Below are 20,865 nucleotides of genomic sequence, written 5' to 3' on the forward strand. Positions count from 1 at the left end.
AACCGGAACAGCGCCGTCTCCACGGCGAACAACGCGGGCTGAGCGAACTCCGTCCGCTCCAACAGCCCCGCATCCTCACCCCACATCACCTCGCGAACGGGCACCTCACCGAGGGCCTCGCACACGGCGTCGAAAGCAGCCGCGAACACCGGGAAGGCGTCGTACAACTCCCGCCCCATCCCCAGCCGCTGACTGCCCTGCCCGGTGAACACCACCGCCGTACGGCCCTCGTGGGCCTCGGCGACGACGGTGCCCGTGCCGGCGGCGACGGCGTCGAGTTCCTCGGCGAGGGACCGGGCGTCGGTGCCGATGGCGACGGCGCGGTGTTCGAGGGCCGCGCGGGTGGTGATCAGGGCGCGGGCGGCGGGGCGGAGTTCGTCGTCGGTGAGGGTGTCGAGGTGGTGGCGGAGCCTGGCCGCCTGGGCGCGCAGGGCGTCCGGGGTGCGGGCGGAGAGCGCCCAGGGGATCACCGCCGAACTCACCGGCGGCGTGGCTGCGGCGGGCGTCTCTCGCGGCTCGGGGTCCGGGCCCTGCTCGACGATGACATGCGCGTTGGTGCCGCTGATGCCGAAAGAGGAGACACCGGCGCGACGGGGGCGGCCGTCGGTGGCGGTCCAGTCGCGGGGCTCGGTGAGCAGGCGTACCGCGCCCTCGGTCCAGTCGACCTGGTGGCTGGGCTCGTCGGCGTGGAGGGTCTGGGGAAGCCGGCCGTGGCGCATCGCCATGACCATCTTGATGATGCCCGCGACACCGGCGGCGGCCTGGGTGTGGCCCATGTTCGACTTGATGGAGCCGAGCCACAGGGGGCGGTCCTCGGGCCGGTCCTGGCCGTAGGTGGCGAGGATGGCCTGGGCCTCGATGGGGTCGCCGAGGGTCGTTCCGGTGCCGTGGCCCTCGACGGCGTCGACCTCGCTGGTGGTGAGGCCGGCGCCGGCCAGGGCCTGGTGGATGACGCGCTGCTGGGAGGGGCCGTTGGGGGCGGTGAGACCGTTGCTGGCGCCGTCGGAGTTGACGGCGCTGCCGCGGACGAGGGCCAGGACGCGGTGGCCGTTGCGGCGGGCGTCGGAGAGGCGCTCGACGAGGAGCAGACCGACGCCCTCACCCCAGCCGGTGCCGTCGGCGTCCGCGCCGAAGGACTTGCAGCGGCCGTCGGCGGACAGGCCGCGCTGGCGGCTCATGTCGACGAACGTGTCCGGGGTGGACATGACGGTGACGCCGCCCGCGAGAGCGAGGGAGCACTCGCCGTTGCGCAGGGCCTGGGCGGCCATGTGGAGGGCGACCAGGGAGGAGGAGCAGGCGGTGTCGACGGAGACGGCGGGGCCCTCCAGGCCGAGGGCGTAGGCGACGCGGCCGGAGACGACGCTGGCCAGGCTGCCGTTGCCGTGGTAGCCGGCGACGTCCTCGGGAAGCGGGCCCAGGCGCAGGCCCCAGTCGTGGTACATGACGCCGGCGAACACGCCCGTGTCGCTGCCCCTGAGGCTGTGCGGGTCGATGCCGGCGCGCTCCAGGGTCTCCCAGGCGACCTCCAGCAGCAGCCGCTGCTGGGGGTCCATGGCCTGGGCTTCGCGAGGGCTGATGCCGAAGAAGCCGGCGTCGAACTGGGCGGCGTCGTGCAGGAACCCGCCCTCGCGGGCGTAGCTCTTGCCGGGGGTGCCGGGTTCGGGGTCGTACAGGTCGCGGTCCCAGCCACGGTCGGCGGGGAAGGGGGTGATGACGTCCTCGCCGGCGGCGACCATGCGCCACAGGTCCTCGGGGGAGGCGATGTCGCCGGGGTAGCGGCAGGCCATGCCGACGATGGCGAGGGGTTCGTCGGTGGCGACGGCGGGCGCGGGCCGCTCGGGCCGGGCGGCCGGGGCGGACCCGCCGACCTTGCCGGCGAGGTGTTCGGCGAGGGCGCGCGGGGTGGGGTAGTCGAAGGTGAGGGTGGCGCTCAGGCGCAGGCCGGTGGCGGCGTTGAGGCGGTTGCGCAGTTCGACGGCGCCGAGGGAGTCGAAGCCCATCTCGGTGAAGGCGCGGGAGGCTCCGACCGCTTCCGCGGAGTCGTGGCCGAGGACGTCCGCGGCCTGGGTGCGTACGAGGTCCAGCAGTTGTGCGACCAGGTCGGCCCGGTCCAGGCCCGCCCAGCGGCCGGCGGCCTGTGCGGGGGCGGGGGCGGCCGGTCCCGCGGCGGTGCGCCGGACGGGCCCGCGGACGAGGTCGCGCAGCAGGGCGGGGACGCCGTCGGTGCGGGCGCGCAGGGCGTCGTGGTCGACGCGCAGCGGGGCGACGACGGGGGCGCCGGCGATGACGGCCCGGTCGAACAGGGCGAGGTTCTCCTCGGGGGAGAGTCCTTCCATGCCGAGGCGGCGGGCGCGCTGGAGGGCGGCGGCGTCGAGGTGGGAACCCATGCCGGCGTCGCCGGTCCACAGGCCCCAGGCGATGGACACCGCGGGCAGGTGCTGGGCGCGGCGTTCGCGGGCCAGGGCGTCGAGGAAGACGTTGGCGGCCGCGTAGTTGCCCTGGCCGGCTCCGTCGAGGACGCCGGCCATGGAGGAGTACAGGACGAAGGCCGCGAGGTCCAGGTCGCGGGTCAGTTCGTGCAGGTGCCAGGCGGCGTCGGCCTTGGGGCGCAGGACGGTGTCGACGCGGTCGGCGGTGAGGGCGTCGACCAGGCCGTCGTCGACGACGCCCGCGGTGTGCACGACCGCGCCGAGCGGGTGGGCGTCGGGGACGGTGCCGAGGAGTGCGGCGAGCGCGGCACGGTCGGCGACGTCGCAGGCGGCGACCGTCACCGTGGCGCCGGCGGCCTCGAGTTCGGCGACGAGGTCGCGGGCACCGGGCGCGGCGAGTCCGCGGCGGCTGGTGAGCAGCAGGTGGCGCACGCCGTGGTGGATGACGAGGTGGCGGGCGAGGTGGCCGCCGAGTCCACCGGTGCCGCCGGTGATCAGGACGGTCCGCCGGTCGTCCCAGGGCTGGGTGGCGGACGGGCCGGCGCCGGGGTGGGTGGCGAGGCGCGGTATCCACACGGTGCCGTCGCGCAGGGCGGCCTCGGGTTCGCCGGTGGCGAGGACGGCGGCCGGGTCGTGGGCGTCGGCGTCGCTGTCGCTGTCAGTGTCGGTGTCGGTGTCGGTGTCGAGGAGAACGATGCGGCCGGGGTTCTCGGCCTGTGCCGAGCGGAGCAGGCCCCAGACGGCGGCCCGGTCGGGTGCGGCCACGTCGTCGTCGGTGACGGCGACCGCGCCGCGGGTGCGGACGAGGAGCACGCTGTCGGTGAGGCGTTCGTCGCCGAGCCACACCTGTACGGCTTCCAGGGCGGCGGTGACGCAGGAGCGCACCCGGGTGAGCACATCCGGACCGGCGGGGGTGCCGGACAGGTCGAGGACGACGGCGGCCGGTGCGCCGGCGGCGAGCCGGCCGAGGTCCTCGGCGGTGCCGTTCCACCGGGGCGGCCGCTCGGCGGTCAAGGTGGCGGGCACGTCGAGGCGGCGCCAGGTCACGTGGTGGACGGTGTCGCCGGTGCGGGCGGCGCGCAGCTGGTCGCCGGAGACGGCGCGCAGGACGAGGGAGCCGACGGTCGCGACGGGTGCGCCGGCCGGGTCGGCCAGGGCGACGGCGAGGGTGTCGGGGCCGGTGGCGGTGACGCGGACGCGCAGCGCCGCCGCTCCGGTGGCGTGCAGGGCGACGCCGTTCCACGCGAAGGGGATGTGGACCTGCCCGCCGGCCCGTTCGGGGAAGGCGTGGTCGGCGGCGTGCAGCGCGGCGTCGAGCAGGGCCGGGTGCAGTCCGAAGGCGGCGGCGGCGCCGTGCTCGGCGGCGGGCAGGGCGACCTCGGCGTAGACCTCGCCGTCGCGTTGCCAGGCGGCGGTGACGGCGCGGAAGGCGGGGCCGTAGCCGTAGCCGTCGTCGGCCATGTCCGCGTACAGGGTGGTGATGTCGAGGGGGGTGGCGCCGGGCGGGGGCCAGGCGGTGAGGTCGGCGCCGGGTGCGGGCGCGGTGCGGGCGAGCAGGCCGGTGGCGTGCCGGGTCCAGGAGGCTTCGGTGTCCTCGGCGGTCTCGGCGCGCGAGTACACCTCCAGGGTGCGCAGGCCCTGCTCGTCGGCGGCGCCGACGGTGACCTGGACGGCGACGCCGCCGTCGGCCGGCAGCACCAGGGGCGCTTCGAGGGTGAGTTCGTCCAGCAGGCCGCAGCCGACCTGGTCGCCGGCGCGGACGGCGAGTTCGACGAAGGCGGTGCCGGGCAGCAGGGTGACGCCGGAGATGACGTGGTCGGCGAGCCAGGGCTGGGTCCGCGTGGACAGCCGGCCGGTGAGGACGGCGGTGTCGGCGCCGGCGAGGGCGACGGTGGCGCCGAGCAGCGGGTGGTCGACGGCCGTCTGGCCGAGGCCGGGGGCGTCGCCCGCGGCGGGCGGGGCGGTCAGCCAGTAGCGGCGCCGCTGGAAGGCGTAGGTGGGCAGATCGACGCGCCGGGTGTCGTGGTCGGCGAACAGGGCGGCGCCGGTGAGGGACGCACCGTGGGCGTGGGCCCGGGCGACCGCGGTGAGCAGGGTGTGTGCCTCGTCGTGATCGCGGCGCAGGGTGGGCAGGAAGAGGGCGTCGTCGGTGTCGAGGGTCTGCCGGGCGAGCGCGGTCAGGACGGCGTCGGGGCCGAGTTCGACGAAGGTGCCCACGCCGCTCGCCGCGAGGTGGCGTATCCCGTCGGCGAACCGGACGGCCCGGCGGACGTGGTCGACCCAGTACTGCGGGGAGCAGAGCTGTTCGGTGGTGGCGAGGCGTCCGGTGACGTTGGAGACGACGGGGATGGTGGGTGCGGAGTAGGTGAGGATCTCCGCGATCCGCTGGAACTCCTCGATCATGGGTTCCATGAGCGGCGAGTGGAAGGCGTGCGAGACCCGGAGCCGGTTCGTCCGGCGTCCGAGCCCGGTGAAGTGGGCCTGGATCGCCTCGACGGCGTCGACGGTGCCGGAGACCACCACGGAGGTGGGTCCGTTGATCGCGGCGAGGCCGACCGACTCGCCGAGCAGGGGCCGTACTTCGTCCTCGGTCGCCTGCACGGCGAGCATGGCGCCGCCGGCGGGCAGGGTCTGCATGAGGCGGCCGCGGGCGGCGACGAGGGTGGCGGCGTCGTCGAGGGAGAGTACGCCTGCGACGTGGGCGGCGGTGAGCTCGCCGACGGAGTGCCCGGCGAGGTAGTCGGGCCTCAGCCCCCAGGACTCCAGCAGCCGGAACAGGGCGGTCTCCACGGCGAACAGGGCGGCCTGGGAGAAGCAGGTGTGGTGGAGCAGCGCGGCCGGAGGCGAGCCTTCCGGCGCGAACAGTACGTCCCGCAGGGGCAGTTCGAGCTGGAGGTCGAGGTAGCCGGCGGCCTCGTCGAGCGCCTTGGCGAACACCGGGTGGGCCTCGTAGAGTTCGCGGCCCATGGCGGCGCGCTGGCTGCCCTGTCCGGTGAACAGGAAGGCCACCCCGTGGCGTTCGGCGGTGCCGCGGATCACGTCGGGGGACGGCTGTCCGTCGGCGAGTGCCTGCAGGCTGTGGCGGAGGCCGGCGCGGTCGGCGGCGAGGACGACGGCGCGTTCGCCGAAGGCGGCCCGGGTGGTGGCGAGGGCGTGGCCGAGGTCGGCGGGCGTGACCCGCTCGTCGCCGTCGACGACGGTGAGCAGGCGGGCCGCCTGGGCGCGCAGGGCGGGTTCGGTGCGGGCCGAGACCGGCACGGGCACGAGGGCGGCGGGCCGGTCCGGGGATGCGCCCGGGATGTCGGTGGGGGTGTCGTCCTCGAAGGACGGTTCCTCGATGATGACGTGCGCGTTGGTGCCGCTGACGCCGAACGCGGAGACGCCGGCGCGGCGGGGGTCCTCGCCCTTGGGCCAGGGCGTGGGTTCGGTGAGCAGGCGTACGTCGCCCGCGGCCCAGTCGACGTCGGGGGTCGGCCGGTCGATGTGCAGGGTGCGCGGCAGGACGTCGTGGCGCATCGCCTCGATCATCTTGATGATGCCCGCGACACCGGCCGCGGCCTGGGTGTGTCCGATGTTGGACTTCACCGAGCCGAGCCACAGCGGGTGGCCCTCGGAACGGTCCTGACCGTAGGCGGCGATGACGGCCCGGGCCTCGATGGGGTCGCCGAGGGTGGTGCCGGTGCCGTGCGCCTCGACGGCGTCGACCTGGTCGGGCAGCAGGCCGGCCCGGGCCAGGGTGTGGCGGATGAGGCGGCGCTGCGCGGCGCCGTTGGGGGCGGTGAGGCCGTTGCTGGCGCCGTCCTGGTTGATGCCGCTGCCGCGGATCACGGCGAGGACGGGGTGGCCGGCCCGGCGGGCGTCGGTGAGGCGTTCGACGACGAGGATGCCGACACCCTCGGCGAAGGCGGTGCCGTCGGCGGCCCCGGCGAAGGCCTTGCAGCAGCCGTCGGGGGCGAGTCCGCGCTGCCGGCTGAACTCGGTGAAGGTGGCGGGGCTGGCCATGACGGTGGCGCCGCCGGCCAGAGCGAGCGTGCACTCGCCGCGGCGCAGCGACTCCACGGCCAGGTGCAGGGCGACCAGGGAGCTGGAGCAGGCGGTGTCGATGGTGAGGGCGGGGCCCTCCAGGCCGAGGCAGTAGGCGATGCGGCCGGACGCGATGCTCAGCGCGGTGCCGGTGAGCTGGTAGCCGTCGGTGCCCTGGGGGTCCTCGTGGGAGCGGACGCCGTACTCGTGGGCGCCGGCGCCGATGAAGACACCGGCGCGGGTGCCGCGCAGCGTGGTCGGGTCCAGGCCGGCGCGTTCGACGGCTTCCCACACGGTCTCCAGCAGCAGCCGCTGCTGGGGGTCCATGGCCAGGGCCTCGCGGGGGCCGATGCCGAAGAACTCGGCGTCGAAGTCGGCGACTTCGGCGAGGAATCCGCCCTTGCGGACATAGCTGCGGCCGGCACTGCCGGGGTCCTCGTCGAAGAGCCGGTCGAGGTCCCAGCCGCGGTCGGTGGGGAAGTCGTCGACGACGGTGCGCTCTTCGCTGACGACGCGCCACAGATCCTGCGGCGAGGAGATCCCGCCGGGGAAGCGGCAGCCGATGCCGACGACGACGATCGGGTCGTCGTCGGCGACGGCGACCCGATCGGGTTCGGGGGTGTCCTCGACGAGGCCGAACGCTTCGGCACGCAGGTGTTCGGCGAGCAGGGAAGCGGTGGGGTGCTCGAAGGCGACGGTGACCGGCAGGGCGAGCCCGGTGGCGGCGCTCAGGCGCTTGTGCATCTCCACCAGGCTCAGCGAGTCCAGGCCCAGTTCGCGGAACGGACGCATGACGTCGACGGCCACGTCCTCCTCCGGACGCACTTTCCGCAGCATGACCCGGGTCTGTTCCCGAACCAGGTCGAGCAGAATTCGACGCTGCTCCGAAACGGGCAGTCCCGCCAGTTCGCGCACGAAACGCGAACGGTCCGCCGGGGTGTCCTCGTCACCGGCGGAAAGGAAAGTCCCAGACTCGCTCATCGAGGCACACTCCACGTTATCGATTAATCGTGCGCACAGGCCGCACACTGGGTCGCCACGCAACCGCACGGTACGTCAGTTAAAAGCCGAGCCGTCACCCCTAGGCACCCCTAGGTGCCACCCCAAGCGTCTGGCCTGGAGAGTTGGGGACCTGCGGGGACCATTCACGGGGCCCCAGAGCGTGACGGAAAACCTTGCTCACGCCTTAGGCCCATGATAGGAATCCCGCAGAGAGTACGAGAGTCGCACCGTCAGCCGCACAATACCGGCCGCCGCATTCGGTGCCCGTCCGCGCTTCCGGCTCGCCGGATCTTTTCCAAATCCCGGGCCGCCAGAACTCGCCGCCAGTGATGGGGGAAGATTCACGTGAGCTTGCGCCAAGAAATATCCGTCTCGGTTTCCGCGCCGGTGGACCGGATGCACGACTTCATGCTGGCCTGGGCCAGGGTGACACCGGACGCTCCGGCCGTGGTCGAGACGGGTCCGGACGGCGAACCCGCTGTGCTGACCTACCGTCAGCTGGAGCAACGGGTCCACGCGTATGTGTCCGTCCTCGACAGCCTGGGGCTCGACTACGGGGACCGGGTGATCCTGGAGTCGCACACCTCCGCCTCGGCGATCGCGATGTTCCTGGCGTGTTCCGCGCTCAGTCTGGCGTTCGTGCCGGTGAGCCCGGAGACCCCGGCCGAGCGGCTGGAGACCATCGTCCAGGCCACCCGGCCGGGCCTGTTCGTGCAGGCCGCCGACGGCCGCCGGGAAGGGCTGCCGGAGGAGACCGGCCTCGGGCGTTTCGGGCCGGAGGGCCTGGTGGTGGAGCGGGCGCCGGTGCAACGGGTGCGGCATCGCCGTGAGCCGGTGGGCACGGACACCGCGTACATCATCTTCACGTCCGGTACGACGGGCCGCCCCAAGGGGGTGGTGATGAGCCACCGCGGGGTCGTGTCGTTCTACCGGGGCATGCTCCAGCACGCCATCGTCTCCCCCCGCGACCGGGTCGCCACCACCTCGCCGCTGCAGTTCGACTTCTCGCTGCTGGACATCGGTCTGGCGCTGGGCAGCGGCGCGGCCGTCGTACCGGTCCCCCGCGACACACTGCGCTTCCCGCGCCGGTTCGTGCGGTTCCTGAAGGACATGGAGGTCACGCAGGTCGACGGGGTGCCGTCGATCTGGCGCGGGGCGCTGCGGCACGAGGCGGAGCAGCTGGCCACGCTGACCGGGCTGCGCGGGGTGCTGTTCTGCGGGGAGGACTTCCCGCTGCCCGAACTGCGCCGGCTGCAGCAACTGCTGCCCCAGGCCCGCCTGGTGAACTGCTACGGGGCCACCGAGTCCATGGCGTGCTCGTTCACGGACGTGCCCAACCCGCTGCCGGAGGACGTGCAGAAGCTGTCCATCGGGTTCGCGCACCCCGGCGCCGAGATGACGCTCGTCGACGAGTGCGGGCGGGTGGTCGAGGAGCCCGGTGTGCAGGGGGAGATCCATCTGCGCACCCCGGCCCTGTTCACCGGCTACTGGGACGACCCGGACGCCACCCGCCGGGCCCAGGTGCCCGACCCGCTCGACCCGCGCTCGGGCCGGCTGGTGCTGCGCACCGGCGACCTGGCGTACCGGGGTGAAGGCGGCGAGATGTACTTCTGCGGCCGGACCGACTCCCAGGTGCAGATCCTCGGTAACCGGGTGGAGATCGGCGAGGTGGAGCGGAAGGTCTTGGAGTATCCGGGAGTCGGCGCGGCGGCCGTGCTGGTGCTTCGACGGCCCGGCCGGGACCCCGTGCTGGGGGCGTTCGTGTCGATGGCGGCAGGCGTCGCGGAGACGCCCAGGGGCGCGGAGTTGAGCGCGTTCTGCGCGCGGTCGCTGCCGGCGTACATGGTGCCGAGGGAGCTGCGCGTCATAACGGAGTGGCCGGTGACCGCGCACGGAAAGACCGATCGTGCCGCGCTCGCGGCCCTGGCCGGTCTGTGAGGCGGGCATCTTCGCAGCTCGTCCGGGGTGGGCCCGCCGCAGGAACGGCGGGCCCACGCCGTTGCGCCGGGCTGTTCGCCTACAGCAGCGTATGAGACGAACGTATAAGACGTCGATTAAGGTTGGGGCCATGGGACATCGCGAGGACCTGCTCATCGGGGCGAAGCGCTGCTTGATAGAGAAGGGCTACGGCCGGACGACGGCGCGGGACATCGTGGCCGCCTCCGGGGCCAACCTGGCCTCCATCGGTTACCACTACGGCTCCAAGGAGGCGCTGCTGAACGCCGCGCTCCTGGAGGCACTGGACGAGAGCGGCAAGGAGATCTCCCCGACCGAGGTCACGGATGTCGATCCCGGGGCCACACCGGTGGAGCGGTTCGAGACCGCCTGGTCGCAGATCGTCGGGAGGTACTCCTCGAACCGGCAGCTGCTGCTGGCGAGCTTCGAGGTCTTCGCACAGGTCGACCGGGCACCGGAGCTGAAGCCGGCGCTGGCCGACGGTCTGGAGCAGGGGCGCCGGTCGATGGCGGAACTGTTCAAGAGCATCGCGGGCGAGATCGCGGGGGACATGGACGAGGCGACGCAGCACGCGGTGGGCGCGTTCTTCCAGGCGCTCGCCACGGGCGTGATGGCGCAGTTCCTGGTCGATCCCGACCGTGCTCCCTCGGGTGAGGACCTGACGCGTGCGCTGCGGGCCATGCTCGAGTGGTCCGGCGCGAAGCCGCGCGCGGCGGCGCAGACCTGAGCGGCTCCCGCACCCCAACGACACGCCGTCCGGCCGGTCCCCTTCCCAGAGGGCCGGCCGGCGCGCGTGTACGGCGGTGTCAGATGCGGCGCAGGACGAAGTCGTCGGCCGTCTCGCCGCGGAAGAGGTACTCCGGCCGGCCGCTGAGCACGTAGTCGCCGTGCGGGGTGGGCAGGACGTCGGTCGGGTTGGCCTCGGGCCAGGGCTGGTGGTGGACGGTGCGGGCGGCGGACCAGGTGTCGTCGACCGGGCTGAGGACGTGCACCGCGTCCGTGCCGTTCTCGTTGGCGAGCTTGTTGCTGACGACGACGACGGTGCCGTCGGCGCGCAGCGCGAACGCGTCGCCGCCGATGATGGGGCCGCTCTCCAGCCGGACCTGGTGGACCTCGCCGGTCTCCACGTCGATGCGGGCCAGCGCGCCGGTGCTGTACTGCAGCGTCAGCAGGAAGCCGGCCGGGTGGACGCGGATGCCGATGACGCCGGCGCCGGTGCCCAGCTCCCAGCCGGGCGAGATGGCCTGGCTGTCGGCGAGGACCTCCGCCTTGCCGTCGACGTCGACCCGGTAGACCTTGTTCGCGGCCGGGTCGCTGACGTAGGCGGTGCCGTCCTCGGCGAGGGCGATGCGGTCGGCGGCGTGCATGCGCTCGGGACCGAGGGCCAGGTCGACGAGGAACTGCTCCTCACCGGTGGTGAGGTCGTACACCGCTATGCCGGACTCCTTCAGGTTCGTCTCCGGCGTGGAGCGGGCCCCGATGCCGAGGTCGTGGTAGCCGAGCAGCAGGCGGTTGCGGGGGACGTCGACGGTGATGCCGACGGTCGAGACGATCCGCGGGTCCGGGTCGGTCACGAGCGGCGTGACGGTGCCGTGGCCGTCGACGATGGAGGCGGTGCCGTGACGGGTGGAACTCACCAGGAACGCCTGGCGGTTCGGGTCCCAGTCGACCCCCTCGGGGTGCAGGGCGTCGGCGTGCCCGGTGATGACCTCACCGAAGGGGGTGTCGGACATGGTGTTCTCCTGTTCCGTGCGGACGGGTCTGTGGTGCGGGGTACGGGGTGCCGGATGGCCGGATGGCCGGACAGCCGGGTGGGGCAGGGGGGTCAGGCGGGGATCGTCTGCAGTTCGGCGGCCTCGGCGCCCAGTTGTCTGCGGTCGACCTTGCGGTTGGAGTTCAGCGGGAACTCCTCGACATGCCGGTAGTGCCTGGGGACCATCCCCTTCGGCAGCAGTCCGCGCAGCCGGCCCGCGAGGACGGCGGGCGAGGCGGCGACCCCGGTGTAGAAGATGACCAGTTCGGTGCCTGTGTCGGTGGTACGGGGCACGGCGACGGCGTCCTGCACCTCCTCGCAGGCCCGCAGGGCGTGCTCGATCTCGGCGAGTTCCACCCGCCAGCCCTGGATCTGCACTTGGGAGTCGAGCCGGCCGAGGTAGATCAGCTCGTCGCCCGGCAGGCGCCGGACCCGGTCGCCGGTGCGGTACCAGGTGCGGCCGTCGTGCCGCAGGAAGCGGCCCCGGTCGTGCTCGGGGTCGAGGTAGCCGGTCGTCATCTGCGGTCCGGCGACGATCAGTTCGCCCTCGTGGTCGGTGGGCTGACCGTCCTCGTCGAGCAGCAGATGGTCGTGGCCCTGGTGGACCGTGCCGATCGGCACCAGGCCGTTGACGCACAGCGCCGGTGAGGTCTCGGGCGACCAGCGGTGGCCGGTGACGGTGACGGTCAGCTCGGTCGGACCGTAGATGTTCTCGAGCGTGGCGGCGGACGCGGCCGCCTGCCAGTCCGCGGCGTCCTGCTCGCGCAGCGCCTCCCCGGCGAACAGGCTCCAGCGCAGCGTGGGCAGCGCGCCGGGGGTGAGACCACCGGTGCGGCGGACCAGGGAGATGGTGCTGGGCGTGGAGAACCAGACCGTCATCCGGCGTTCGGCGGCGAAGCCGGGCAGATCGCGGTAGGCCCGCAGCGGGACGGGGTGAATGCTGCCACCGGCGCCCCAGGCGCAGAACATGTCGAACATCGCGCAGTCGAAGTTGGTGTCGAAGGTCTGCGAGAAGACGTCGTCGGCGTCGAAGCCGTAGCGCTCGTCCATGAGGCGGAAGTAGTGGGTGGTGCTGCCGTGCGAGATGGGCACGCCCTTGGGGCGGCCCGTGGAGCCCGAGGTGAACAGGATGTAGGCCCGGTCCTCCGGCGCGACGGGCCGCGGCTCGGTCAGTGCGTCGCGGGCCTGGACGGCGATACGGCGGAAGCGGCCGTCACCGGTGGCGCTGTGCGGGCCGAGCACCGGCAGCGTGGAGCCGGCGTCCAGCGCCTCGGCGAGGGCGGCGAGCCCGGCGTCGTCCGCGATGACCGCGGAGACCCGGGCGTCCTCGAGCATGCTGCGGGTGCGGGCCGCGGGGAACGCGGGGTGCAGCGGCACCGCGGTGGCACCGGTGTAGAGGGCGGCGAGGATACCGGCGTACGCCTCGATGCCCTTGGCCGCCAGGATGCCGATCGCGCGGGGCGGTCCGGCCGGGTCGGCCAGCAGGGAGCCGGCCCACTGCAGGGCGAGGGCGTGGATCTCCTCGTAGCTGTACGTCCGCTCCCCGGTGTGCAGGGCCGGGCGCTGCCCGGACACGGCGAGCCCGCGCAGGAATCGCGCGTGCAGCGCGTCCTCGATCTTCTTCAACATTCCTTCTCCGAATAAGGGGCTTCGCTGTCTGATTAGGGGGTGACGGAGCTGCTGTCCGGAACACTTCCGGGAATATATTCGTCGCGGTGGACCTGTTTTCCTCTGGGAGATGATCGATATGTGGGACGAAAAGTTCGAGGAGACCCTGCGGAAACACCTTCCGTTTCTCGGTGCCGGCGACAAGCTTGATTCCGGTTCCGATCTGTGGGATCTGGGTCTGGACTCGATCGGCACGGTGGATCTGATGGCCGCTCTGGAAAGCGTGTACGACGTGCGTTTTGTCGACGATGCCCTGACGATGGAGAACTTCTCCACGCCCGGGGTGCTGTGGACCGCGCTGTCGGAGCTGACCGCCCGCACCGGCTGACGGACCGCGCGCCGGGCGCCGCCGTCCGCTTCAGGCGGCCGCGGTGGCCCGGCGCGGGAGCATCGCGGTGCGCGGCTTGACCGGTACGACGTCGGCGAAGGAGCGCGTGGTGATGCGGACCCGGCCGAAGAGGCTGTCCGGACCGCACACGTACAGCTGCTCGACGCCGAGCCGCTCGCGCAGCGTGGCCACGACGTCCGGCCAGCGCACCGGCAGCACATAGCCGTCGAGGATCATCTGCCGCACCTGCTCGCCGGTGGTGAGCAGCGAGCCGTCCTGGTCGGCGACGACGGGCAGCACCGGGTCGGCGAACTCGAGTTCCGCGAGCACCTCCTGGGCGATGCGGTCCCGCAGCGGGCCGAAGACCCCGCAGTGCATCGGCGGGCGCATCGTGTACAGGGGCATGCCGCCCATCGAGCGCAGCCGCTTCTCCATCCACTCCACGTTGGAACCGTCGAGCGAGACCATGTAGAAGTCGTCGTCGATGTGGCAGGACAGGTCGTGCCACTCGCCGCGCTCGTCCAGCTCGGCCAGCACCTCCTCGAGCTTCTCCCAGGGGGTGCGGGTGAAGGAGAAGGTGACCGCGTCCTGGAACTCCCGCGTGAAGTAGTCGTTCTCCACGCGGGCCATCCGCGCGGTCATGCGCACCGCGTCGGCGAACTCCAGGACGCCCGAGAAGACGGCGGCGGCCTTGCTGCCGAAGCTGGGCCCGGCGGCGGCGGCCGGCCGCATGCCGTACTCCTGCTCGGCCCACTGGGCGAGGGCGACGCAGTTGAGGAAGAAGGCGACCTGCGCGTACTCGGTGTAGTCGCCGTCGGCCGCGCGGTAGCGGTCGAACAGCGAGTAGCCGAGCACCTCGTCCGCCGACTTGAGCAGGCCGCGCGCATGCGGGTTGATCAGCATGAACTTGGCCACGTCCGTGAAGCGGGTGGGTGCCATGCCGGGGAAGACGAGCGCGCTGCCGGTGGGGTCCTTGGGCTCCATGGTCATCTGTCCTGTTCTCTCCTCGACGGGCGGCCGCGGAGGGTCTTCCGGGTGGGGGCCTTACGGGGCGAGCTTGGCGAAGGTCTCTTCCAGGCGGGTCAGCACTCCGCTGACGTGCGGCAGGACCAGCGGGTCGGCGGCCGCCAGGGACTCCTCCTGCTGCTCGGCCGTCTCGCCGTAGAGCATGCTGGTGGCGGCCTTGAAGCGGAGCGCCTCCTCGTCGTCGCCGAGGTGATGGCCCGCCAGGACGACCACCCCGTGGGCGTCCAGGAGATGCCGGTGCAGGGAGAGCGAGTCGGTGACGCCGAGCGCGGCCAGCCGGCCGCGCAGCGGCTCGAAGTCGGGGTAGACGTAGAAGGCGCCGGTAGGGGGCCGGCAGACGGCGCCGGCCGCGACCACGATGCGGTGCACCTCGCGGGCCACCACGCCGTGCAGCCGGGCGCAGGCCGCGAGGCGCCCGCGGATCTCGGGCGGTTCGGCGAACGCGTAGGCGGCGACCTCCTGCATGGGGCCGGCCAGCGTCGACCAGACCTCGCTGGCCGCGGAGACCACGCCGTCGCGGATACGGCGGCCCCACGCCCCCTCGGGGAAGCGGGCGGCGCCGATGCGCCAGCCGCCGAGCGCGAGGCTCTTGCTGAGCCCGGTGGTGACGACGGTGCGCCGTGGCGCCACCTCGGCGGGGCTGAGGACCTCGGTGGCGGGGTCGTGGACGACGTCCCGGTAGATCTCGTCGGAGACGATGAGGAGGTCCTCCTCCTCGGCGACGGCGCAGATCTCCCGCACCAGGGCGGGCGGGGCGAGGGTGCCGGTGGGATTGTCGGGCAGGGTGACGACCACGATCCGCGGGTCGTGGCCGAGGACGCGGGCGGCCCGGATCGTCTCGCGCAGCGCGTCCGGATCGGGGACGCCGCCGCACTCGGCGGGGATCGGCACCCCGATGGCCTGCTTGCCCAGGTAGCGGGCCTGGGGCGCATAGGTGTTCCAGCAGGGGCGGGGCAGCAGCACATCGCCGGGGACGGTCATGTGCAGGGCCATCAGCAGCGGCTTGCTGCCGGGCGCCACGACGACCTGTGAGGCGTCGGTGGGCAGGCGCCGACGGGCGAAGTAGCCGGCCACCGCCTCGCGTACGTCCTTGCCGCCGGCGACGGGGCCGTAGGCGTTGCGTCCGGCTCCCGCCGCGAGCCGTTCGGCGAGGGGGGCGAAGGCAGGCAGCCGCGCCTCGCCGAACCCGAGGTGCACGAGGGACTCCCCCGCGGCGACGCGCTCGTCCACCAGCTGGTTGAGCGCCAGGTTGGGGGACACGTTACGGCCGGTCATGACCGTCTCCTTTCGCATCCTGACCGGGGTCAGGCCTTGCGGGTGCCGTGGATCGCGGCCGCGAGGTCGGACGGGGTGTCGGGGTCCAGTTCCAGGTCGTCGAGCCAGGCGGCGTCGGGCGAGAAGCGGGCGCGGAAGGACTGTCCGACGAACCGGGGGTCGCGGGCCTGCAGCATCCGCAGCTGGAAGTGGCTGCCCTCGGGGGTGTAGGCCAGGCCGTCGACGGCGACCTTGCCGGGGGTCGCGGACATCACCGGGCCGCGCACGGTACGGGCGAGGCCGGGCAGGGCGCGGTAGGCGTCCTGGAAGATGGTCACGGCATCGGCCAGCGGCACCTTGAAGTAGCCGTAGGGGCCCGTGTCCCGCTCGACGAACATGTAGTACGGCACGGCGCCGACGGCGAGTTCCGCGCGCCACATCTCGTTCCAGGTCGCCGCGTCGTCGTTGACGTGCGCGATCAGCGGGGCCTGGCAGTAGACGAGGGCGCCGGAGGCGCGGATCCGGGCGACGGCCCGGCGGGCGAGGTCGGTCTGCAGCTCCCGCGGGTGGCTGAAGTGCGCCATCACGGCGAGGTTGCGGCCGGAGTCGACGATCTTCTCGAACAGCCAGAGCACTTCGTCGGCGTCCTGGTCGTTGACGAACCGGTGCGGCCAGTAGGCGATGGACTTGGTACCGATGCGTATGGTGCGCACGCTCTCCACGGCGAGCAGGGGCTCGAGGTGGGAGCGGAGCCGCTCGGTGGTCATCACCATCGGGTCGCCGCCGGTCACGAGGACGTCGGTGACGTCCGGGTGCTTGCGCAGATAGGCGATGAGCTGGTCCGGGCTGGAGGCCGCGAAACGCAGGTCGGCGTCGCCGACGAACTGGGCCCAGCGGAAGCAGTACGTGCAGTAGCTGTGGCAGGTCTGGCCGTGCCCGGGGAAGTACAGCACCGTCTCGCGGTACTTGTGCTGCATGCCGGGCAGGGCGACGCCGTCCTCGCTGGGGACGTTGAGCTGCATCTGGCCCGAGGGGTGCGGGTTCAGCCGGGAGCGGATCTCCGCGACGACCGCCCGCAGCCGCGGCCGCGAGCCGCTCGCCATCGCCTCGGCGACCGCTCTCTCGTCCTCGGCGGTGAGCATGCCCCGCTGCGGGAACACCAGTTGGAAGATGGGGTCGTGGGGGATGTTGTCCCAGTCGACGAGGTGCGTGAGCACGTACTCGTTCACCCGGAACGGCAGCACTTCGGAGACCACGCGGACCGTCTCCGTCACGTCCGCCGGCAGCCCGTAGCCCGCCGCGATGTCATCGATCTGGCGTGGTCCGTGGGCACGGAAACGCACCGTTTCGAATGAGCTGAGAGCCAGCTGAGACATTCGATATTTCCTCCGGTCTCCTGAACCACGGGTATTTTGGTGGCATTTCTTTTCATCACCACCCGCGCGACTTTCGGTCGGCCGGACTTTACCGCCGGCGATTCGAGTGGAGATCGCTTCCGGACTTCTCCGCTATTCCGGGAGAGTTAGTCTGGGGCTGGCAACAACCGTAGTTCATAATGTGCCGCCGGAACCCCTAGACCTCCCCCCTGCCCTGCCCTTAATCTCGCTTTTCCGCAAGGCCGGACAGGTAGGCGCGCAGCACGTCCAGGAACCGCTCGGGCTCCTCGAGGTGGGGCATGTGGCTGGACTCGGGAAGGATCTCCCAGCGCACGTCGGGGATGAGATCCACGAAAGGCCGCACGGTCGCCGGGGTGGCCTCGTCGTGGGCGCCGGTGAGGACGAGCGTGGGAACGGCGACGTCCGGGCAGTCCTCGATCACCGACCAGTCGCGCAGGGTGCCGATGACGTGGAACTCGTTGGGGCCGTTCATCGTGTAGTAGACGGTCGGGTCGTTGTAGACCTCCATGAAGGAGGCCATGAAGTCCCGCGGCCACGGCGTGAGCCGGCACACGTGCCGCTCGTAGAAGACGCGCATGGCCTCGAAGTACTCCTCGCTGTCGGTCGTGCCGGCGGCCTCGTGCCGGCGCAGGGTGTCGTCGACGCCCTTGGGCAGCGCGGCGCGCAGCACCGCCATCTCCTGAAGCCACAGCGGATAGGACGCCGGGGAGTTCGCCACGACCAGACCACGCAGCCCGGCGGGCCGGCGGGCGGCGTGCCGGACGGCGAGCATGCCGCCCCACGACTGCCCGAACAGCACGTAGTCGTCGGTGATGCCGAGGTGCCGCAGCAGGTTGTCGAGTTCGTCGAGGAAGACCTCGGGGGTCCAGAACTCGGCCCCGTGGCCCGGCAGATGGGTGGAACCGCCGTTGCCGAGCTGGTCGTAGTGGACGACCGGCCAGCCGTCCTCGGCGAGGGCGGTGAGGTTCAGCAGGTAGTCGTGGGTACTGCCCGGCCCCCCGTGCACGAGGACGAGGGGGGGCCGGCCCGACCGCAGGTCGCCGGTGACGCGGTACCAGGTCTCGTGCTCGCCGAACGGTGCGGTGCCCTTGGCGCTGGGTGCCACATGCATGTCTGCCACTTCCGGGTGGTCGGGATCGGGTGGTGAACGGGTGGGCCGGGGGTCACCCGTGGTCGTCGGCGGAGAGCGAGTCGAGGGCCAGGCTGATGAGGTCCTCGGTGTCCATCTCGTCGATGGACTCCTCCGGCTCCGCCGCCTGGCCGAGCACGTCCTCCCGCGCCCCGCCGAGTTCCAGCAGGACGTCCATCAGGCCGGCCTCGCGGAGCCTGCTGAAGGGGATCGCCTGCAGGACGCGCCGCACCTCCGCCTCCGCGGTGTCGTCGCCGCCGGTGTCCGCGGGCACCAGTTCGGCGTGGAGGCGCTCGGCGAGGGCCCGCGCGTTCGGGTGGTCGAAGACCAGGGTGGCGGGAAGGCGCAGCCCGGTCGCGGCGTTGACCTGGTTGCGGAACTCCACCGCGGTCAGCGAGTCGAAGCCGAGGTCCTTGAACGCCCGCTCCGGCTCCACCTCGCCCACGGTCGCGTGACCGAGGACGGACGCCGCCTGCCCGCACACCACGTCGAGCAGTACGGCCATCCGCTCCTGCCGCGACAGCGCGGAGAGCCGCCGCCGCAGGGCCGCCGCCACATCCCCGGCGGCCGCCGCGCCGGCCGCCGCCGCCCGCCGGATCCGGCCGCGCACCAGCGAACGGTAGACCGGCGGCAGATCGTCCCCCGCCCCCGCGAGGACACCGGTGTCCAGGGCCATCGGCACCACCGCCGCCTCGTCGAGGGTCGCGGCGGCGTCGAACAGGGCGAGTCCCTCCCCGGCGGTCAGGGCGCCGATGCCGACGCGGCTCATGCGCCTGCGGTCCGCCTCCGCGAGCTCCCCGGCCATGCCGGAGTCGCTGCCCCACAGGCCCCAGGCCAGGGACTGTCCGGCCAGGCCGCGGGCCCGGCGGTGCTGGGCCAGGGCGTCCAGCAGGGCGTTGGCCGCCGCGTAGTTGCCCTGGCCGGCGTTGCCGAGGGTGCCCGCGGCCGAGGAGAACAGCACGAACGCCTTCAGGTCCATGCCGGCCGTCAGCTCGTGCAGGTTCAGGGCCGCCTCCGCCTTCGGCCGCAGCACGGTGTCCATACGGTCCGGCGTCAGGGAGGCCAGGGCGGCGTCGTCGAGCACACCGGCCAGGTGCACCACCCCGGACAGCGTGCGCCCCTCCAGCAGGGCCGCCACGGCCGCACGGTCGGCCACATCGCAGGCGGCCACCTCGACACCGGCACCCAGCGCGCGCAGTTCCTCGGCGAGTCCGGCGAGCTCGGGGGCCGCGCCGCCGCGCCTGCTGGTCAGCAGCAGTTCCCGGACGCCGTACCGGGTTACCAGGTGCCGGGAGAACAGCCGGCCGAGCATGCCGCCCGCGCCGGTGACCAGCACGGGGCCCTCGGCGTCGAAGCGGGTCGCGAGGTCCGCCCCGCCGGCCGAGGCCACGACCCGAGTCAGCCGCGCCGCCCTGAACTCGCCGCCACGCACCGCCACCTGGGGTTCGGCCGACGCCACGACCTCGGCGAGCACCGACTCGGGCGCCGTGCCCGGGTCGAGGTCGACCAGCACGATCCTGTCGTGGGCGAGCTGGGCGGACCGGGTCAGACCCCACACCGCGGCACCGGCCAGATCCGTGACGTCCTCCCCGTCCACCGCGACCGCGCCGCGGGTGACGACGGCCAGCGTCGCGGACGAGGACGTGAACCGCTCGTCGCCCGTCCACGCCTGGAGCACCCCGAGGACCCGCCGGGTGGCGGCGCGCACCGCCTCGAAGTCCGCCGCCCCGGCCGGCTCGTCGCAGCGCAGCACCACGAGCTCCGGCAGGTCCGGCAGCGTCCCGTCGTCCGCGACACGGACGATGTCCTCCCAGCGGCCCCGGTCGACCGCCCGGACCGCGCCCGCCTGCCGCGCGAGGGGCGCCCAGCCGAGCCGGAACAGTGAGTCGTGGGTCGCCGACGGCCCCCTCAGCTGCTCGTCCGTGACCGGCCGCGACAGCAGCGACCGCACGGTGGCGACCGGACGTCCCGTCGGGTCGGCCAGCGCCAGGGACACCGTGTCCTCCCCCGCCGTCGACAACACGACCCGCAGGGCCGAGGCACCGGTCGCGTGCAGTTCCACACCGGACCAGGCGAACGGCAGCAGCCTGCGGTCGTCCGCCCCGCCGGCGAGCAGGGCGACATGCAGCGCCGAGTCGAGGAGGGCGGGGTGGAGGCCGTAGTGGGCGGCGTCGTCCCAGGTGTCGGCGGGGAGTTCGACTTCGGCGTAGAGGTCGTCGCCGCGCCGCCAGGCGGCTTTGAGGCCTTGGAAGACGGGGCCGTAGGCGTAGCCCTGGCGGAGCAGGGTGTCGTAGGCGCCGTCGGTGGGGAGGGGGGTGGCGCCGCTGGGGGGCCACGCGAGGTCCTCGGGGACCGGCCGGGTGGGCGCGGCGGAGGTGAGCACGCCCTGCGCGTGCAGCAGCCAGGCGTCAGCGGCCTGCTGCCCCTCGGGCCGGGAGTGGACGGTGACGGTACGGGTCCCCGTCTCGTCGGCGCCGCCGACCACCACCTGGATCTGTGCGGCACCGTCGGGCGGCAGGACGAGGGGGGCTTGGAGGGTGAGTTCGTCGAGGTGGGTGCAGCCGGCCTGGTCGGCGGCGTGCAGGGCGAGCTCGACGAACCCGGTACCGGGGAAGAGGATGGCCTCACCGATGGCGTGGTCCGCCAGCCAGGGCTGGGTGGCCGGGGACAGGCGTCCGGTCAGGACGGTACTGTCCTGATCGGCGAGCGTGAGGGCGGCCCCCAGCAGCGGGTGCTCGGCCGCGCTCAGTCCGGCGGTGCTGACGTCCCCGCCGCCGATCTGCGCGTCGACCCAGTAGCGCCGGCGCTGGAAGGCGTAGGTGGGCAGGTCGACGCGGGTGGCGTCACGGCCGGTGAAGAAGCCGTCCCAGTCGACGCCCGCGCCGGAGGCGAACAGGCCG

11 protein-coding genes are annotated in these 20,865 nt (G+C 73.0%); 3 read left to right on the top strand and 8 right to left on the bottom strand.

Annotated elements, in window-relative coordinates:
* Window positions 1-7,433, bottom strand: a 7,433-nt coding sequence (locus ABZX30_RS34225; protein WP_355941112.1) for an SDR family NAD(P)-dependent oxidoreductase, incomplete at its 3' end; no start/stop codon positions are given.
* A gap of 417 nt (window positions 7,434-7,850) precedes the next feature.
* Between ABZX30_RS34225 and ABZX30_RS34230 the strand changes: the two genes are divergently transcribed.
* Complete coding sequence (locus ABZX30_RS34230) at window positions 7,851-9,392, top strand: AMP-binding protein (RefSeq protein ID WP_355941115.1); 1,542 nt, start codon at window positions 7,851-7,853, stop codon at window positions 9,390-9,392.
* A gap of 130 nt (window positions 9,393-9,522) precedes the next feature.
* The gene (locus ABZX30_RS34235) at window positions 9,523-10,137 is read left to right on the top strand and encodes a TetR/AcrR family transcriptional regulator (RefSeq protein ID WP_355941118.1); all 615 of its coding nucleotides are present in this window, start codon (window positions 9,523-9,525) and stop codon (window positions 10,135-10,137) included.
* A gap of 79 nt (window positions 10,138-10,216) precedes the next feature.
* Here ABZX30_RS34235 and ABZX30_RS34240 read toward each other — a convergent pair whose 3' ends face one another.
* On the bottom strand, window positions 10,217-11,143 hold the full coding sequence (locus ABZX30_RS34240; protein WP_355941120.1) for a gluconolaconase: 927 nt from the start codon (window positions 11,141-11,143) through the stop codon (window positions 10,217-10,219).
* A gap of 92 nt (window positions 11,144-11,235) precedes the next feature.
* A complete protein-coding gene (locus ABZX30_RS34245; protein ID WP_355941123.1) occupies window positions 11,236-12,792 on the bottom strand; it encodes an AMP-binding protein in 1,557 nt (518 codons plus the stop codon).
* Window positions 12,793-12,910: 118 nt separating this feature from the next.
* Between ABZX30_RS34245 and ABZX30_RS34250 the strand changes: the two genes are divergently transcribed.
* The gene (locus ABZX30_RS34250; RefSeq protein WP_355941138.1) at window positions 12,911-13,159 is read left to right on the top strand and encodes a phosphopantetheine-binding protein; all 249 of its coding nucleotides are present in this window, start codon (window positions 12,911-12,913) and stop codon (window positions 13,157-13,159) included.
* A gap of 30 nt (window positions 13,160-13,189) precedes the next feature.
* Here the strand turns inward: ABZX30_RS34250 and ABZX30_RS34255 are convergent, their stop codons facing one another.
* The 5 genes from ABZX30_RS34255 to ABZX30_RS34275 form a co-directional block, all read right to left on the bottom strand.
* Window positions 13,190-14,149, bottom strand: a complete 960-nt coding sequence (locus ABZX30_RS34255) for an ACP S-malonyltransferase (RefSeq protein WP_355941126.1) — start codon at window positions 14,147-14,149, stop codon at window positions 13,190-13,192.
* Between the two features lie 54 nt (window positions 14,150-14,203).
* Window positions 14,204-15,460 carry an aminotransferase class I/II-fold pyridoxal phosphate-dependent enzyme gene (locus ABZX30_RS34260; RefSeq protein ID WP_355941129.1) on the bottom strand — a complete coding sequence of 419 codons (1,257 nt, stop codon included), beginning with the start codon at window positions 15,458-15,460 and terminating at the stop codon, window positions 14,204-14,206.
* A 29-nt stretch (window positions 15,461-15,489) separates the two neighbouring features.
* Complete coding sequence (locus ABZX30_RS34265) at window positions 15,490-16,815, bottom strand: lysine 2,3-aminomutase (protein WP_355941132.1); 1,326 nt, start codon at window positions 16,813-16,815, stop codon at window positions 15,490-15,492.
* 220 nt (window positions 16,816-17,035) lie between these two features.
* Window positions 17,036-17,947 carry a proline iminopeptidase-family hydrolase gene (locus ABZX30_RS34270; protein ID WP_355941141.1) on the bottom strand — a complete coding sequence of 304 codons (912 nt, stop codon included), beginning with the start codon at window positions 17,945-17,947 and terminating at the stop codon, window positions 17,036-17,038.
* 52 nt (window positions 17,948-17,999) lie between these two features.
* The coding region (locus ABZX30_RS34275; protein WP_355941135.1) for a type I polyketide synthase at window positions 18,000-20,865 on the bottom strand (2,866 nt) is incomplete at its 5' end.

Origin of the sequence: Streptomyces sp. NPDC004542 (genome assembly GCF_040610035.1) — a bacterium.
In the GTDB taxonomy this organism is placed as follows: Bacteria; Actinomycetota; Actinomycetes; order Streptomycetales; family Streptomycetaceae; genus Streptomyces.